The organism is Streptomyces sp. SM18 (genome assembly GCF_002910775.2).
Classification (GTDB): domain Bacteria; phylum Actinomycetota; class Actinomycetes; order Streptomycetales; family Streptomycetaceae; genus Streptomyces; species Streptomyces halstedii.
The window spans coordinates 340,521-356,625 of sequence record NZ_CP029342.1 but is presented as its reverse complement, the minus strand read 5'-3'; the positions used below and the strand labels follow the sequence as shown (position 1 = coordinate 356,625).

The 16,105-nt window shown below is 72.3% G+C and carries 15 protein-coding genes; 10 read left to right on the top strand and 5 right to left on the bottom strand.

Features of this window, described 5'->3' with window-relative positions; all coding sequences use genetic code 11:
- Positions 1 to 55 precede the first annotated feature (55 nt).
- From B9S64_RS01550 to B9S64_RS01530, 5 genes are all read left to right on the top strand, one after another.
- Positions 56 to 3,256 (top strand): glycosyl hydrolase 115 family protein, encoded by a 3,201-nt coding sequence (locus B9S64_RS01550; RefSeq protein WP_103488897.1) that lies wholly within the window; start codon positions 56 to 58, stop codon positions 3,254 to 3,256.
- Between the two features lie 42 nt (positions 3,257 to 3,298).
- Positions 3,299 to 3,727 (top strand): hypothetical protein, encoded by a 429-nt coding sequence (locus B9S64_RS01545; protein WP_103488898.1) that lies wholly within the window; start codon positions 3,299 to 3,301, stop codon positions 3,725 to 3,727.
- Between the two features lie 209 nt (positions 3,728 to 3,936).
- On the top strand, positions 3,937 to 5,043 hold the full coding sequence (locus B9S64_RS01540; protein WP_103488899.1) for an NADH:flavin oxidoreductase/NADH oxidase: 1,107 nt from the start codon (positions 3,937 to 3,939) through the stop codon (positions 5,041 to 5,043).
- Between the two features lie 79 nt (positions 5,044 to 5,122).
- The gene (locus B9S64_RS01535) at positions 5,123 to 5,851 is read left to right on the top strand and encodes a class I SAM-dependent methyltransferase (RefSeq protein ID WP_103488900.1); all 729 of its coding nucleotides are present in this window, start codon (positions 5,123 to 5,125) and stop codon (positions 5,849 to 5,851) included.
- Positions 5,852 to 5,964: 113 nt separating this feature from the next.
- Positions 5,965 to 6,309, top strand: a complete 345-nt coding sequence (locus B9S64_RS01530; RefSeq protein ID WP_103488901.1) for a helix-turn-helix transcriptional regulator — start codon at positions 5,965 to 5,967, stop codon at positions 6,307 to 6,309.
- Positions 6,310 to 6,361: 52 nt separating this feature from the next.
- Here B9S64_RS01530 and B9S64_RS01525 read toward each other — a convergent pair whose 3' ends face one another.
- Positions 6,362 to 7,006: a DUF305 domain-containing protein gene (locus B9S64_RS01525; RefSeq protein WP_181012127.1), complete on the bottom strand. Its 645-nt coding sequence runs from the start codon at positions 7,004 to 7,006 to the stop codon at positions 6,362 to 6,364.
- Between the two features lie 193 nt (positions 7,007 to 7,199).
- Between B9S64_RS01525 and B9S64_RS01520 the strand changes: the two genes are divergently transcribed.
- Positions 7,200 to 8,690 carry an LVIVD repeat-containing protein gene (locus B9S64_RS01520; protein WP_103488903.1) on the top strand — a complete coding sequence of 497 codons (1,491 nt, stop codon included), beginning with the start codon at positions 7,200 to 7,202 and terminating at the stop codon, positions 8,688 to 8,690.
- 198 nt (positions 8,691 to 8,888) lie between these two features.
- On the opposite strand, the gene B9S64_RS01515 is transcribed toward B9S64_RS01520, so the two are convergent.
- The 3 genes from B9S64_RS01515 to B9S64_RS01505 form a co-directional block, all read right to left on the bottom strand.
- Positions 8,889 to 9,083: a hypothetical protein gene (locus B9S64_RS01515; RefSeq protein WP_103488904.1), complete on the bottom strand. Its 195-nt coding sequence runs from the start codon at positions 9,081 to 9,083 to the stop codon at positions 8,889 to 8,891.
- Between the two features lie 297 nt (positions 9,084 to 9,380).
- A complete protein-coding gene (locus B9S64_RS01510; protein WP_103488905.1) occupies positions 9,381 to 10,316 on the bottom strand; it encodes a M56 family metallopeptidase in 936 nt (311 codons plus the stop codon).
- Positions 10,317 to 10,403: 87 nt separating this feature from the next.
- Complete coding sequence (locus B9S64_RS01505; protein WP_103504982.1) at positions 10,404 to 10,994, bottom strand: DUF5134 domain-containing protein; 591 nt, start codon at positions 10,992 to 10,994, stop codon at positions 10,404 to 10,406.
- Positions 10,995 to 11,187: 193 nt separating this feature from the next.
- Here B9S64_RS01505 and B9S64_RS01500 point away from each other — a divergent pair, with 193 nt between their 5' ends.
- A complete protein-coding gene (locus tag B9S64_RS01500) occupies positions 11,188 to 11,736 on the top strand; it encodes a GNAT family N-acetyltransferase (protein WP_103489709.1) in 549 nt (182 codons plus the stop codon).
- A gap of 107 nt (positions 11,737 to 11,843) precedes the next feature.
- Here the strand turns inward: B9S64_RS01500 and B9S64_RS01495 are convergent, their stop codons facing one another.
- Entirely contained in the window at positions 11,844 to 12,527 is a 684-nt protein-coding gene (locus B9S64_RS01495; RefSeq protein ID WP_103504981.1) for a glycerophosphodiester phosphodiesterase family protein, read from the bottom strand.
- 246 nt (positions 12,528 to 12,773) lie between these two features.
- On the opposite strand from B9S64_RS01495, the gene B9S64_RS01490 reads away from it, so the two are divergent.
- From B9S64_RS01490 to B9S64_RS01480, 3 genes are read left to right on the top strand one after another with little or no spacing between them, the layout of a single operon-like run.
- Positions 12,774 to 14,171, top strand: a complete 1,398-nt coding sequence (locus B9S64_RS01490; protein ID WP_103489607.1) for a DUF6421 family protein — start codon at positions 12,774 to 12,776, stop codon at positions 14,169 to 14,171.
- 26 nt (positions 14,172 to 14,197) lie between these two features.
- Positions 14,198 to 14,968: an SDR family NAD(P)-dependent oxidoreductase gene (locus tag B9S64_RS01485; protein WP_103489615.1), complete on the top strand. Its 771-nt coding sequence runs from the start codon at positions 14,198 to 14,200 to the stop codon at positions 14,966 to 14,968.
- On the top strand, positions 14,947 to 16,026 hold the full coding sequence (locus B9S64_RS01480) for a low specificity L-threonine aldolase (RefSeq protein WP_103489608.1): 1,080 nt from the start codon (positions 14,947 to 14,949) through the stop codon (positions 16,024 to 16,026). The genes B9S64_RS01485 and B9S64_RS01480 overlap by 22 nt, the downstream gene beginning before the upstream one ends.
- The last annotated feature ends 79 nt before the right edge of the window (positions 16,027 to 16,105 follow it).

Genomic DNA, 16,105 nt, shown 5'->3' with positions numbered 1-16,105 from the left:
CCCCGTACACCGCGGGCCCACTCGTCACGCATCCGCACCCATGGGGAGATCCAGCATGGACCAGCACACCCCGCACCACACCAGCCGCAGGTCGCTCCTCGGCGCCGGCCTCGGGATCACCGCGCTGACGGCGACCCCCCTCGGGTCGCTGACGGGGCTCACCGGCGAGGCCGGGGCGACTCCGCACGGTCCGGCCCGGCCCGGCACCGTACACCCCACCGACCCCGGCGCCTACCTCTCCTTCACCCCGCGCCCCGGGGCGTTCGCCCTGGTCGAGAACGGCCGGGCGGTACCGGTCGTGGTCAGCGACCGCGACCACCCGGGGGTCGTCCGGGTGGCCGGCGACCTCCGCGACGACATCGAGCGGGTCACCGGCGTCCGCCCGGCGCTCGCCCACGCCGCGCCGGCGAGGGCCCGCGAGATCGTCCTGCTCGGGACCATCGGCCGCAGCCCGCTGATCGACCGGCTGATCGCCACCGGCAAGCTGGACGTCTCCGGCGTCGAGGGTGCCTGGGAGACCAGCCTCCAGACCGTCGTCGAGCGGCCGCTGCCCGGCGTCGACCGCGCCTTCGTCGTCGCGGGCGGCGACCAGCGCGGGGCGATCTTCGGCGCGTACGACGTCTCCCGGGGCATCGGCGTGTCCCCCTGGTACTGGTGGGACGACGTCGTCCCCGTCCACCGCGACGCGCTGTACGTCCTGCCCGGCCGGTACAGCCAGGGCACCCCCGCCGTGAAGTACCGCGGCTTCTTCGTCAACGACGAGAACCCCGCCCTCGGCACCTGGGCCCCGGCCTACTTCGGACCCGGCAAGGCCCCCGGCCACGAAGGCGGCTTCAACGCCGGCTTCTACGCCAAGGTCTTCGAGGTGATGCTGCGCCTCAAGGCCAACTACCTGTGGCCGGCCGTGTGGGGACGCGCCTTCGCCGAGGACGACCCGCTCAACCACGCCACCGCCAAGGCGTACGGCGTGGTCATGGGCACCTCGCACGAGGCGCCCATGATGCGGGGCATCGAGGAGTGGAACCGGCACGCCGTCGCGGCCGTACGCGACGCCGAGGGCACCGTCACCACCCCCGGGCACGACCCCTACGGCGGCACCGGCGAATGGTCCTTCCGCCGCAACGCCGAGGCCGTCAAGGCCTACTGGCGCGAAGGCGTCCGCCGCATGGCCGACGAGGACTTCGAGGGCGTCGTCACCCTCGGCATGCGCGGCAACGGCGACGTCAGCCTGCCGGACGGCGACGGCATCGACCTGATGCGGGAGATCATCGCCTCCCAGCGCGCGATCCTGGCCGAGGAGCTGGGCTCGGAGACCGCCGTCCCCCAGGTGTGGACCCTCTACAAGGAGGTCCAGCACTACTGGGACCGGGGCCTGCGCGTCCCCGACGACGTCACCGTCGTCCTCACCGACGACAACTGGGCCAACGTCCGTATGCTGCCCGACCTCGGCACGGACGACCGGACGGGCGGCTACGGCCTCTACTACCACTTCGACTACGTCGGGGTGGGCCGCAACTACAAGTGGGTCGACACCACCTCGCTCCCCAACATGTGGGACCAGCTCCACCAGAGCGCCGCCTACGGCAACCACGGGCTGTGGGTCAGCAACGTCGGTGACCTCAAGGGCAACGAACTGCCCACCCAGTTCTTCCTCGACTACGCCTGGAATCCGGAGCGCTGGCCGCTGGAGAGCCTCCCGGAGTGGGAGGAGGGCTACGCCCGGCAGAACTTCGGCGAGAAGCGGGCCGAGGAGATCGCCGCCGTGCTGCGGACGTACGCCGCGCTCCAGTCCCGCCGCAAGCCCGAACTGCTCAACCGCAGGATCACCCTCGACCCCGCCAAGGACCCCGCGACGGACTCCTCGGCCATCGTGTACGACGACGAGGCCACCCCCTTCAGCCTGGTGGACTACCGCGAGCTGGAACGCGTCACCGAGGACTGGCGGCGGCTGGACAAGGCCGCCGAACGCGTCCGGCGTGAACTCCCCGCGTCCGCCCAGGACGCCTGGTACCAGCTGGTGGGCTACGCCGTACGGGCCACCGCCAACCTGTACGCCCTGCGCGAGGCGGAGTTCACCAACCTGCACTACGCGCCCCAGGGCCGCGCCCTGACCAACACCCTGGCGGCCACCGCCGAGGACCGCCTCGCCGACGACTTCGCCCTGGCACGGCGCTTCGACCACGAGATCGCCGGCGGGAAGTGGGAGGGCTTCCAGAGCCAGCCGCACATCGGGTACGGCGATGTGGCCCGCTACGGCCCCAACGCCCCCTGGCAGCAGCCCGAGTTGAACGACGTGGCGATCGAGGACGAGATCTTCCCGGCCGTCCGGCGCATCACCCTGCCCCGGCGTGCCGAGATGGGCGTGGCCGTCGACGGCTCGGAGTTCTGGTGGCCGGGCGCTGCCGGGAGCGGCGGCGAGCCGGAGCTGCCGGTCTTCAGCCCGTACCAGAGCCAGCCCGCGCAGTACGTCGAGGTGTTCAACCGGGGCACGGTCCCCTTCGACGTCCGGATCCGTACGGGCGCGCCCTGGCTGCTCGCGGACCGGACCCGGGCCCGGGTGGACACCCAGACCCGCGTCACCTTCCGGGTCGACTGGTCCCGTGCGCCCAAGGGCGTCACCCGGGTCCCGGTCACCGTCACCGGCCCCGGCGGCCGGGAGGTCGTCGTCCGGGCCGTGGTGGACCGCCCCCGCACCGGCCGCGGCCGGCTCGCCGGGTTCGTCGAGGCCAACGGATACGTCTCCATGGAGGCCGACCACTTCCACCGGGCGGTCGGGCAGGGCGGGATCACCTGGCGGCGCGTCCCCGGCATCGGCCGCACCGGCGCGGGGATGGAGCCCTTCCCGGTCACCGCGTCCCGGCGGACCCCGGGCGGCGCGGGGCCCCGGCTGGAGTACCGGCTCAGCCTGTTCACCACCGGGCCGGTCACGGTCTGGGCGTACCTCTCGCCCCGCAACAACACGCTGGCCACCGACGGGCTCACCTACGCCGTCTCCTTCGACGACGACGCGCCGCGGTCCGTCAACATCACGGCGGTCACCGGTTCCGACGACGGGACCATGAACCCGCAGTGGGCCCGCACCACCTCGGACAACGTCAACCGCACCGCCACCGTGCACCGCGTCGGCCGGGCCGGGGCGCATGTGCTGAAATTCTGGATGGTCGACCCGACGGTGGTGCTGCAGAACCTCGTGGTCGACACCGGCGGCCTCAAGCCCAGCTATCTGGGCCCGCCGGAGAGTCTCCGGCTGAGCTGAGCTGAGCTGAGCCGGTCCGGCCGGAGCGGGAGGAGGAGCGGGATGGGCATCCGGATCGAGGACGCCGAAGGGCACGGCGCGACGCTGGAGGTGGCCCCCGGCCCCACGGAGACCCCGTACGGGGGCCCGTCCGGGGACGGGCCGGTGGTCGGCATCCGGATCGAGGCCCCTTCGGGCCGTACCGGCTGGTCCTGCTCCCCGGCCGCGGCCAGGGAACTGGCCGCGGCGCTTCTCGCGGCGGCACGGGAGGCCGAGGAGGAGCGCTCGGAGCCGGTCACCGTCACGGCGCGCGAACTGCTGCGCGGGGACGTCCGCGACGGTGAGCGGGTGATGACGGTCGAGGCCGTCCGGACGGACGGCGCCGACGTCCAGGTGACCTGGACCTCGGAGGGCGGCCGCCGCACCTGGAGTCAGGTGTACGCCGCCGAGACCGCCATCAGGCTCAGACGGCGGCTGCGGCCAGGGGGGTGAGACGGCGAGGGGGGAGCGAGGACCGGGACCGAGCGGCGAGGACCGGGGGAGCGGGAGGAACGGGTCGGTCCGGGCCGGGATCCGCTGGTACGGCGGATGTCGTAATACGGCGAATCTCGTAGTACGGTTTTTCTCGTACGAGTCCCGGACCGGCCCGCCCGGTCCGCGCCGTGCCCCTGCCCGTCGCACCCGAGGAAAGCGGAGCCCCCGTGAGCGCGCTGTTCGAGCCCTACACCCTGCGGTCGCTGACCGTCCCCAACCGCGTCTGGATGGCACCCATGTGCCAGTACAGCGCCGAGACCTCGGGGCCGGACACGGGCGTGCCCGGCGACTGGCACTTCGCCCACTACGCCTCCCGCGCGGCCGGCGGCACCGGCCTCGTCCTGGTCGAGGCCACGGCGGTCAGCCCGGAGGGCCGGATCAGCGCCGCCGACCTCGGCATCTGGAACGACCGCCAGACGGAGGCGTTCCGCCGCATCACCCGGTTCCTCACCGAGCAGGGCACGGTAGCGGGCATCCAGCTCGGCCACGCCGGGCGCAAGGCCTCGACCGGGCGCCCCTGGCGCGGCGGGGCACCCGTCGCCCCGGCGGACCCGTCGGGAGAGGGCTGGCAGCCCGTCGCCCCCAGCGCCCTCGCGCACGACACGAACCACACGGTCCCCACCGAGCTGACCACCGACGAGATCCAGGAGATCGTCGGCCAGTTCGCCGACGCCGCCCGCAGGGCCCTCGCGGCGGGCTTCCAGGTCGCGGAGATCCACGGCGCGCACGGCTACCTGATCGGCCAGTTCCTCTCCCCGCACAGCAACCACCGCACCGACGCCTACGGCGGCTCCTTCGAGAACCGGACACGTCTCGCCCTGGAGGTCGTGGATGCGGTACGCGCCGTCTGGCCCGACGAACTGCCCCTGTTCTTCCGGATCTCCGCCACCGACTGGCTGACCGAGAACCCCGACGACGAGCGTGAGGGCTGGACCGCCGACGACACCGTGCGGCTGGCCCGCGAGCTGCGGACACACGGCGTGGACCTGCTCGACGTCTCCACCGGCGGCCTCGCCCCGAGGGCCCGGATCCCCGTGGGCCCGCACTACCAGGTGCCCTTCGCCGCGCGGGTCCGCGCCGAGACCGACCTGCCGGTGGCCACCGTCGGGCTGATCACCGACCCCGTGCAGGCGGAGAAGATACTCACCGAGGGCCAGGCCGACGCCGTCCTGCTCGGCCGGGAACTACTGCGCGACCCCTACTTCGCCCGCAACGCGGCGCGTGCGCTGGGCGGCGAGGTCGCGACACCGAAGCCGTACGGGTACGCGATCTGACCCGGCGCCTGCGGGGGCGCCGCCGTCCGGCGCGGGGCGTGCTCCGGCCCGGCGTCGCCCGGCCGGTACGCTGACGGCGATGTCCACTCCTCACGGGCCCACCCTGCGCGAACTGGCCGTCCAGGCGCTCTCCTCCACGATGCGCGGATACGACCTGCTCGCCCCGAAGTTCGACCTGACCCCCTACCGGACCCCGGACCGGGTGCTCGACGCCGTCGCCCGAGCGGTGCGGCTGCTCGGCCCGTTCGACAGCGGGCTGGACGTCTGCTGCGGCACCGGGGCCGGTGCGGGTGTCCTGCGCGGGCTGTGCCGGAGGCGGGTGACCGGTGTCGACTTCAGCGCCGGCATGCTCGCCGTGGCGCGGGCGAACCACGCGGACACCGGAGGCGGCCCCGCCGTGGACTGGGTACGCGCCGACGCGCGGGCGCTGCCCTTCGGCCCCGTCTTCGACCTGGCGCTGAGCCTGGGGGCGTTCGGGCACTTCCTGCCCCGCGAGCGGCCCGGCCTGTTCGCCCAGGTGCGCGCCTCGCTGCGGCCGGGTGGCAGCTTCGTCTTCCCGGTCGGCGCGCCGCCCCAGGCCGGTTCGCGGGCGTACTGGTCGATGCTCGGATTCGACGGTGCCATGCGGGTGCGCAACGCCCTGTGGCGCCCGAGGTTCATCATGTACTACCGCACGTTTCCGCTGGCCGGGGTGGTGGACGACCTCGTGGCGGCCGGTTTCGGGGTGCGGCTGCTGCCGCTGGAAGAGCTCGGGCGGCGGGCGGACGGCAGTCCCCGGGCCCGGCTGGTGGTCGCCACCCGGACCTGAGGCCCGCGGGGGAGCGACACCTTGTTTCCCCCGCACATTCTTGGCGCCGCCGCGCCCGCCGGAGCGTACGGCGGCTCTCGTACCATGGAGAGCCAGGACGAAAGGGAGCCACCGTGACGCCGAACGCCCGCGCGCTCGCGCATCCCCCGCGCGAGGAGATCCGCGTCGAGACCGTGCTCCACGCGCTCTCCGACCCGGTCCGGCTGCGGATCGTGCGACGGCTCGCGGGCGCGGGGGACGCACTGGCCTGCTCCCACTTCGACCTCCCGGTGTCCAAGTCCACCACCACGCACCACTTCCGGGTGCTCCGGGAGAGCGGGGTCATCCGGCAGATCTACCGGGGCACGGCGAAGCTGAGCGTGCTGCGGGCCGAGGACCTGGACGACCTCTTCCCGGGCCTGCTGGACAGTGTGCTGGCCGCGGCGCGCCTCCAGGCGGAACGCCTCGGCGAGGGCTGACCCCGCCACGGCCGTCGCCCGTGTGCCCGGTCCGTGCCACGCCGGCCCGTGGTCAGGCCAGCAGGGTGCGCATCCGGTCGATCTCCACGGTCTGCTGGGCGATCACGTCGTCGGCCATCTCCTCGATCAGCACGTTGTTGCCGTTCGACAGGGCCTCGGTGGCCATGGTGATCGCCCCCTGGTGATGGGTGATCATCAGGGTGAGGAACAGCGTGTCGAACTCCTCGCCGTGGGACGCCCGCAACTCCTTCAGCTGGGCCTCGGTCGCCATCCCGGCCATGGCGGAGTGGTCGTGCGGCTCCTCGGCCCGCCCGTCGCCGCCGTTGTTGGTCAGCCAGCCCTTCATGGCGCCGATCTCCGGCCGCTGGCCCGCCGCGATGCGCTCCGCCAGCCGTTTCACGGACGTGGAAGAGGCGCGCTCCTGCACGAGTGAGGTCATGACGACCGCCTGCTCGTGGTGCTCGATCATCATCCGCGCGTACCGGAAGTCGGCGGAGTTGGGGGTGTCGTCCCCGGCGGCCTTCACCGCCTCGGCGGGGGAGAGGGTCCTGGCCGGCTCGCCCGGTCTGCCCGGCGCCACCACCCCGGGACCCGAGGCCTTCGAGGCCGCCTCGTCACCGCCGTCCGCGTCGCAGCCCCCGAGGGCAAGGGCGGCGGCCACGACCGCCCCGAGCGCGGCCGCACGCCCGCGCGCCATGTGACGGGGTATCAACACATCGACCTCCTGAGCCACTTGGTGTGTCGCAGACCGTCCTAACACCTTCCACAGGGCGCCGACCGGAAACTTTTGTTACGTCTGTGTTGCCACCTGTTGGTGTGTACATGATGCGAGCGATACTGCCGGGGTCCAGCAACCGTTCACCCGCGGACGGACACAAGGGAGGACAACAGTGACCTCGTTGCACACCACCAGCGTGCGGCGCAGACGCCTCGGAGTGGCGGCAGCCGCCGCCGGGCTCATCGCCACGCTGTTCACGGCCGGACCCGCGGCCGCGACCCCCGATCCCGGCGACACCGCCACCACCGGCGTCTCCGTGAGCCGGCAGGCCGAAGCGGCGGCGGAGGCCGCCATCAGAAGCGGCGAGGTGCCGGGTGTGGACGAGATCGTCCACAGCGACAACATCGAGCACCTCACCAACGTCCCCAAGGACGCGCTGCAAGGGCTCAACACGGACATCGCGTTCCAGGGGAACTACGCCTACGCCGGCAACTACGACGGCTTCCGGATCTTCGACATCAGCAACCCGAAGAAGCCGAGGACCGTCGCGCAGGTGCTCTGCCCCGGATCGCAGAACGACATCTCCGTCTCGGGCAACCTGCTGTTCCTGTCCACGGACTCTTCGCGCAGCGACGACTCCTGCTCCAGCACCACCCAGCCCGCCACGGAGAAGTCCTCGTGGGAGGGCATGAAGGTCTTCGACATCAGCGACAAGCGGCACCCCGAGTACGTCGCCGCCGTCGAGACCGCGTGCGGTTCGCACACCCACACGATCATCCCGAAGCGTACGGACGTGTACATCTACGTCTCCTCGTACGCTCCGAACGCGGCCTTCCCGGACTGCCAGCCGCCGCACGACGGGATCTCCGTCATCAAGGTGCCGCGCAAGGCGCCGGAGAAGTCCCGGGTCGTGAACTTCCCGGTCCTCTTCCCGGACGGCGGGAACCCCGGCGCGCCGACCAACCCCGGTGTGTCGCAGACCACCGGCTGCCACGACATCACGGTGCTGCCGTCGAAGGACCTGGCGGCGGGAGCCTGCATGGGCGACGGGATCCTGTTCTCCATCAAGGACCCGGAGCACCCGAAGATCATCGACCGTGTCCAGGACAACGTGAACTTCGCGTTCTGGCACTCCGCGACCTTCAACCAGACGGCCGACAAGGTCGTCTTCACCGATGAGCTCGGCGGCGGCGGCGCGGCCACCTGCAACGACGAGGTCGGTCCGAACCGGGGCGCGGACGGCATCTACGACATCAAGGGCCGGGGCGACCACCGCAAGCTCGTCTTCCGCAGCTACTTCAAGATCGACCGCCCGCAGGCCGAGACCGAGGTCTGTGTCGCGCACAACGGATCGCTCATCCCGGTGAAGGGCAAGGACCTGATGGTCCAGGCCTGGTACCAGGGCGGGGTCTCCGTATGGGACTTCACCAACTCCTCGAAGCCGAAGGAGATCGCCTACTTCGAGCGCGGCCCCGTCTCCACGGACGCGGTCACCACGGCCGGCCCCTGGTCGGCGTACTACTACAACGGCTACATCTACTCCAACGACATCGCCAAGGGCCTCGACGTCCTGAAGCTGAACGACCGGCGTACGGACCCGGCGAAGAAGGTGCGGCTGACGGAGCTCAACGTGCAGACGCAGCCGGAGTACTTCGGCCGCTGACACCCGCGACCGCGACCGCGATCCGAGGTGAGAACACGGTGTCCCGCCGAGCGGCCTCCCGCCCGGCGGGACACCCTTCCCGGCACCTGGGCGCCACCGGTCATGCCTGCGCGCCATCGGTCCCGGCGCCTGCGCGCCACCGGCCGGTCTCCGCGCGTCCGGAGGGCCCTCGGCCGGGTCCCGGCCCGGAGGGGGCCCTCAGCCGCTCTCGGTCCCGACGTCCGGCCGTACGGTCGTGCCGGCCGCCGCCGACCATTCCACCAGCAGCCGCTGGTACTCCCTCTCGTCCTCCGGGGACAGCAGACCGCCCGAGCGCTGCCACAGTTCGCGGATCTCTTCATTGACCACGGAGGCGGGGCGCACGGGAACAGACGTGTTCGGGTACGGGGACATGCCTCCAGGCTAAGGCCGGACACGGCTTCCCGCGCCGTCCGGAGACGGGAGATCTCTCACATCTCCTCCCGGAATCCTTCACGTCCCACGCGGAACCCGCACGGGGTGAACCGCGTCCGGCGCCTCTCCCGCCCGCCACGGGGCAGCACGATCACCGCCACCGCGACCGGGGAGGCCGGGCAGGCGAACAGCGCCGCACACGAGGCCGGTACGCGGCGCCGGGCGCTCGCCGGTCGCGCAGGGGGATCGCACAGGCAGCGGCCCCGGTGGCCCCGGCGGTGTCGGCGACCCCGGCGGCTAGCCCAGAGCGCGGAGCGCCGGGACGAACGCCACCAGCAGCGGAACGACCGGGACCATCGCGGCGGCCGCCGTCAGCCGCAGCCGCCGTCCCGCGGTGAGCCGCTCCCTCGGGCTGAGCAAGCGGTCCACCCGCAAGGGGAGTTGCGCGTCGGAGGCCGGCCCGGGACCGAACACCCCCCGGTCCTCGTTGAGTTCGACCAGGGCGAGCGCGATCGTGAGGCGGCCGAAGCGCCGTGACGCCACATCGTCCGCGGCCAGCTCCACCAGCCGGTGCATCTCGTCACGGAAGGCCGCGAACACCGGCACCTGGGGGAAGCCCGTCGCGAGCGCCCCCGAGCAGTGCAGCAGCCAGTCGTGCCGGGCCTGCGCGTGGCCCTGCTCATGGGCGAGCACCGCGTCGAGCTGACGGCCTTTCAGCCGGCCCAGCGCACCGGTGGTGATGACCAGTTGAGGGGCCGAACCCGGCAGCCACCAGGCGTCCGGGCGCTCACCCTCCAGCACCACCAGCCGCCCCGCGCCCGGCTCCTCGCCCGGCATCAGCGGGGAGCGGACCAGCAGCTCCGCGCGCCGCCGCCCGCGCCGGGCGCGGGCCCGCAGGACCTCCCGTACGAGCATGGCGGCCGTCCACAGCCCGCCGAGCGCCAGCAGCACCGCGATGACCGCCGACCAGGGTCCGTACGCGCCCAGGGCGTACGCCTCCACCACGGCGTGCGGGGCGGGCGCGAAGACCTGTCCCCGGACGGCCTGCCAGGCGGCGGCCGCGCTGAACGTCATGGAGAGCCCGAAGGAGAGCAGCACCGCCGCCACCACGCACTGCCAGACCCACAGCGCCACCACCGGCTCGCGCTCCGGCCAGCGGGCCCGTGCCATCAGGCTCGGGGCCACGACGGCGGCCAGCGCACCGAGCAGCAGCAGCACGAGGGAGACCAACATGGGCGTCAGCCTATGAGGGGCGTGGCACCCACCGATATGGCCGCGCGCGCCAAGTGACGTAGGACACGGTTTGCCGGTGCGGCTGTCTCACAGGGTGAGCAGCATCGCGAACATGGCCAGCCCCATCGTCAGCCGGCACGCCAGCGCCAGCTCGGGGCGCGCTCCCCAGGCGAGAGCCGGTCCGCCCGCCGCCGCGGTGCCCGCGGGGGCCGCCGCCACCGGTATCAGCCGGCCGGCCGCGCGCAGGACGTAGAGCGCGTAGTACGCCAGCAGCAGACCGGTCAGCAGCGGGACACCGCCGGCGGATCCGCCCGCCCCGTGGGCCGCGTGCCCGCCGTGCCCCCCGGAGGCGGCCCAGGGTGCCATGGCCACCGCCATGTAGACCATCGCCAGCGAACCGACCAGGTGGTGCGCGTGGTGCGCGTCGCTCCGGGCCGCGACGAGCGCGCGCGCCGAGGCGGCGCCGAAGACCACCGCGTACACCGCCCACCCCCAGCGCGGCGGCGTGAGCACCACGGCGGGCAGGGCCATGGCGGCCATGCCGAAGCCCATCACCGCCTCCGCGCGCGCGGAGGTCCGCTCACGCTCCGCGCAGTGGCGCGCGCGCAGCAGGCAGTACCCGCCCGTGACCAGGCAGAGCACCATCAGCAGCCAGCCGGACAGCGCCGGTCCGTGCACGACCCACCCCCTACGGCGAACGACGCCGGTACATCCCGTCCGGCGCCGGTACATCCCGACCATGCCCCGCCAAGCCTCCTTCTACCGGGGCGCACTGGCGTACAGGGGGAGCGCGCCGAGAGGACTGAGGCACAATCCGCGCCGGGTTAGTCTCGGACGGCACCGTCGGTCACACACTCCGGAGAACGCCACCATGGACACCGCACCGGCCCCCGAGCAGACGCGCCTCACCTTCCGCGACGCCACCGAGGAGGACGTCCCCGCGCTCGTGCGGCTCGTCGAGTCCGCGTACCGGGGCGACTCCAGCCGCGTCGGATGGACGACCGAGGCCCACCTCCTGGAGGGGCAGCGGACCGACGCGGACGGGGTGCGCGAGGTGATCAGCGCTCCCTCGGGACGGATGATGATCGCCGAGCGTGACGGTGTGACGGTCGCCTGCTGTCAGCTCGAACACCGGGGTGGGGCGGCCTACTTCGGGATGTTCGCGGTCGATCCCGGACTCCAGGGCGGTGGCCTCGGCAAGGCCGTGATCGCGGAGGCCGAGCGAGCGGTCCGCGAGGACTGGGGCGTGGGCGAGATGCACATGACCGTGATCTCGCTCCGCGACGAGCTGATCGCCTGGTACGAGCGCCGGGGCTACCGCCGTACGGGAGAGATGAGCCCCTTCCCGTACGGCGACGAGCGCTTCGGTGTCCCGCAGCGCGACGATCTCGCCTTCGAGCTGCTGGTCAAGACGTTCTGACCGTGCCGGCGGTCTGACACGGTGGCCGGGCGGCGCCGGGCCGCCCGGCGGCGGGCCGCCCGGCGGGACGGTCCTCGCCCCGGGGTCCCGCCGGCCGTGGCGCGGGGTCAGCCGGTGCCGCGGACCGCCTGCCGGATCTCCGGGTGGTCGGTCGTCGCGCCGTCCAGGCCGAGGGCGTACGCCAGCCGCAGGTGCTCCTCGGTGTTCACCACCCAGCCGATCACCTTCAGACCCTCCGCGTGGGCCCGCTCGACGACCTCCAGGGTGAGGCGGCGGATGTTCAGCGCCAGGGTGGCAGCGCCCACCGCCTTCGCCCGGTCCACGACGTCCCCGCCCCAGCGGCTGGCGATGAGCACCGTACGCACCCCGGGCACCAGCTGGGCGATCTCGGCGACCGCCTCGTCGTGGAACGAGGACACCTCGACCCGCCTCGCGAGGTCGCGCCGCAGCATCACCTCGGCCAGCGCGCGTGCGGCCGCCACGTCCTTGATCTCCGCCTGCACGGGTGAGCCGACCGCGTCGAGCACCTCCTCGAAGACCGGGACCCGCTCGCCCTGCCCGGCGTCGAGCGCGCGCAGCTCCGCCAGGGTCTTCTCCGCGATCAGCCCGCTGCCGTCCGTCGTGCGGTCCACGGCCGCGTCGTGCATCACCGCGAGCGCGCCGTCCTTGCTCAGATGGAGATCGAGTTCCACGGCGTCCATGCCGGCCCGCTCGGCGTGCGCGAAGGACCGCAGGGTGTTCTCCGGTTCGACGCCCATCACTCCGCGATGGCCGATGGTGAGAAAAGTCAAGACATCCCGCTTCCGTACGTCGTCGGCCTTCCGGCCCACTGTTCCTACCCAGAGAACCAGTTCTCCCGCACCCGTCGTCGGCGGGCCCGCGCCGACGACGGAAGAAGTTGTCGGAGCGATGTGTGACGGGAAAAATCGCGGTGATGATGAGATGTAGCCGGATAATCTTCTGGCCTCCACTTGTCCGATGGAGGCCGCCCCCGATACGGTGAGCAGGACGCCAGGTTCTCCCGTGAAGGAAGTGTCATGACGGAAATTCTTGAGCACGCCACCGCGCCTGGCACGAAAGCTTCTGCCCCACGGGTGGTCGAGCATCCTGCCTGGGCGGCGCTCAAGAGTGCCGTGGAGGAGATCCGCCCGTGGCAGTCCAAGGACGGATCCATCGACCTCGCCGCGGAGGACGCCCCCACCGCCGGGACGGCCACCGCCACCGTGGAACGCGTGATCGCCGCGGTCGAGGAGCTGTCCCCGCTCCTCCCGCACGACGCCGCCTACCACCGTGCCCTCGTCCTGGACCTGCGCCGCTGGGCCGCCGACGGCTTCGGCATACCGGACTTCCTCGACTCGCTGCTCGCCTTCCAGCCCGCGAAGGACCGCGCCGACGGCCTCCAGCACCTCGTCGTCTTCGCGATGTACACCCAGAACGGCAACCCGGACCGCAACCTCGAAGCGGTCGTGCTGCGCATGGTCTGGCCCGAGTGGCTCGCCGACCTGGAGTCGACGCGGTACGACAACCCGCTGTTCTGCGGCATCACCTTCGAGGACTTCACCGCCGGGTACGACACCAACTCCGCGGTGCTCTTCCCCGAGACCATCGCCGTGCGCGAGGCCCCCGAGCGGTTCAGCTGGGGCGGCATCTTCTGCGACCGCGAGGCGGCCCGCTTCCGCCGGGTGACCGAGGCGGCCGTCGAGCTGCTGGGCGTGGAGCTGCCCGAGGACATCCGCGAGATGGTCGGCGACCAGAAGCGCTGCGAGCAGGCCTTCGTCCTCTGGGACATGATCCACGACCGCACCCACAGCCACGGCGACCTGCCCTTCGACCCGTTCATGATCAAGCAGCGCCAGCCGTTCTGGATGTACGGGCTGGAGGAGCTGCGCTGCGACCTCACGGCCTTCAAGGAGGCCGTGAAGCTCGACGCCGACGGCTTCGCCCAGGGCCGTGACGTCCAGTACGCCGTGCTGTTCGACCGGATGTTCCGCTTCCCGGTCACCGGTGAGCGCGTCCGCAACTACGACGGGCTGGGCGGGCAGCTGCTCTTCGCCTACCTCCACCAGCACGACGTGGTGCGCTGGACCGACAACACGCTGAAGATCGACTGGGAGCGTGCCCCACAGATCACCAACCAGCTCTGCGCCGAGATCGAGAAGCTCTACCGCGACGGCATCGACCGCCCCAAGCTGGTGCACTGGTTCGCCGCCTACGACCTCGTCTCCCGCTACCTCTCTCCGCACCCGGGATCCCGCTGGGCCAAGGGCCCGGACGCCCTGGACCTCACAAAGCCCCCGCGTAAGCTCGTCGACGACGTGCTTCCCGACGAGTTTCCCCTGAGCATGTTCTATGAGGCGCTCGCCAAGAAGCTGAAGCACGTGATCGCCTCGACCAAGGGGATCACGGCGGCGGAGACCGGGCGGGCAGCCGCGTGAACGCGGGTTCCAAGGAGGCGGTGGCCATGAACGCGACAACAGCGGGCATCGAGGGGAGCGGCGTGCTCGAAGGTGCGGTGGTCGCGGTCGCGGGCGCGGCGGGCCCGGCCGGGCGCGCCACCCTGCTGAGCCTCGCCGAACGGGGCGCGACCGTGGTCGCGTCCGACTCGAACGCGGAGCGGCTCGCGGAGGCGGTGGACGCCGCCCGGTACGCCCACGGCGGCGCGACCGTCACCGGCGAGACCGTGGACCTGCTCGACCTGGACGCCGCCCGCGCGTGGGCGGACCGGACCGAGGCCGAGTTCGGCCGGATCGACGGACTGGTCCACCTCGTCGGCGGCTGGCGCGGCGGCTCCAGCTTCGCGGGGACCAGTCTGGCCGACTGGGACTTCCTGGAGAAGCTGCTGATCCGCACCGTCCAGTCCACCTCGCTCGCCTTCCAGGAGGCCCTCCAGCGCAGCGACCGGGGCCGTTACGTGCTGATCAGCGCGGCGGGCGCGAGCCGCCCCACGGCGGGCAACGCGGCCTACGCCGCGTCGAAGGCGGCGGCCGAGGCCTGGACGCTCGCCCTCGCCGACGCCTTCCGTAAGGCGGGGGGCGACGCGGGCCCGACATCGGCGGCTGCGATCCTGGTCGTCAAGGCACTGGTGCACGACGCCATGCGCGCCGAGCGCCCGAATGCGAAGTTCGCGGGCTTCACGGACGTCACGGAGCTGGCCGAGGCCATCGCCGACGTCTGGGACAGGCCCGCCGGAGAAGTGAACGGAACGCGCCTGTGGCTGACCCCGCAATCGTAAGGACCGATGCCCGGCGCCACCATGATCCCCAGGTACGCGGTTTCGCCAGCGACAACTACGCCGGCGCGCACCCGGAGATCCTGGCGGCCCTCGCCCTCGCCAACGGCGGCCACCAGGTCGCCTACGGCGAGGACGACTACACCGGGCATCTCCAGAGGGTCATGCACAGCCACTTCGGCCCCACCGCCGAGGCCTTCCCCGTCTTCAACGGCACCGGCGCCAACGTCGTCGCCCTCCAGGCACTGACCGACCGCTGGGGCGCCGTCATCTGCGCCGAGTCCGCCCACATCCACGTGGACGAGGGCGGGGCGCCGGAACGCGTGGGCGGCCTGAAGCTGCTCACCGTGCCCACCCCGGACGGGAAGCTGACCCCGGAGCTCATCGACCGCCAGGCGTACGGCTGGGACGACGAGCACCGGGCGATGCCCCAGGTCGTCTCGATCACCCAGAACACCGAGCTGGGCACGGTCTACACCCCCGACGAGATCCGGACGATCTGCGACCACGCCCACGAACGCGGGATGAAGGTGCACCTCGACGGGGCGCGGATAGCCAACGCCGCCGCGTCGCTGGACGTGCCGATGCGGGCGTTCACCACCGTCGCCGGGGTCGACGTCCTGTCCTTCGGCGGCACGAAGAACGGCGCGCTCTTCGGGGAGGCCGTCGTCGTCCTGAACCCGGACTCCGTCCGCGCCATGAAGCACCTGCGCAAGCTGTCGATGCAGCTCGCCTCCAAGATGCGGTTCGTCTCGGTCCAGTTGGAGGCGCTGCTCGCCCGCGACCTCTGGCTGCGCAACGCCCGGCACGCCAACGCCATGGCCCAGCGGCTCGCCGAGGGGGTCCGGGCGGTGGACGGGGTGGAGATCCTCCATCCCGTGCAGGCCAACGCCGTCTTCGCCCGGCTGCCGCACGCCGTGTCCGAACGGCTCCAGAAGCGCTTCCGGTTCTACTTCTGGGACGAGCCGGCCGGTGACGTCCGCTGGATGTGCGCCTTCGACACCCGCGAGGAGGACGTCGACGCGTTCGTCCAGGCGCTCAAGGAGGAGATGGCCGCCTAGGCCCACGGCCATCCACTCGTCCACGACACATCCCGGCGCCTCGGAGCCGGAACCACCGCCCTGTGACAGCGGCCGGAAG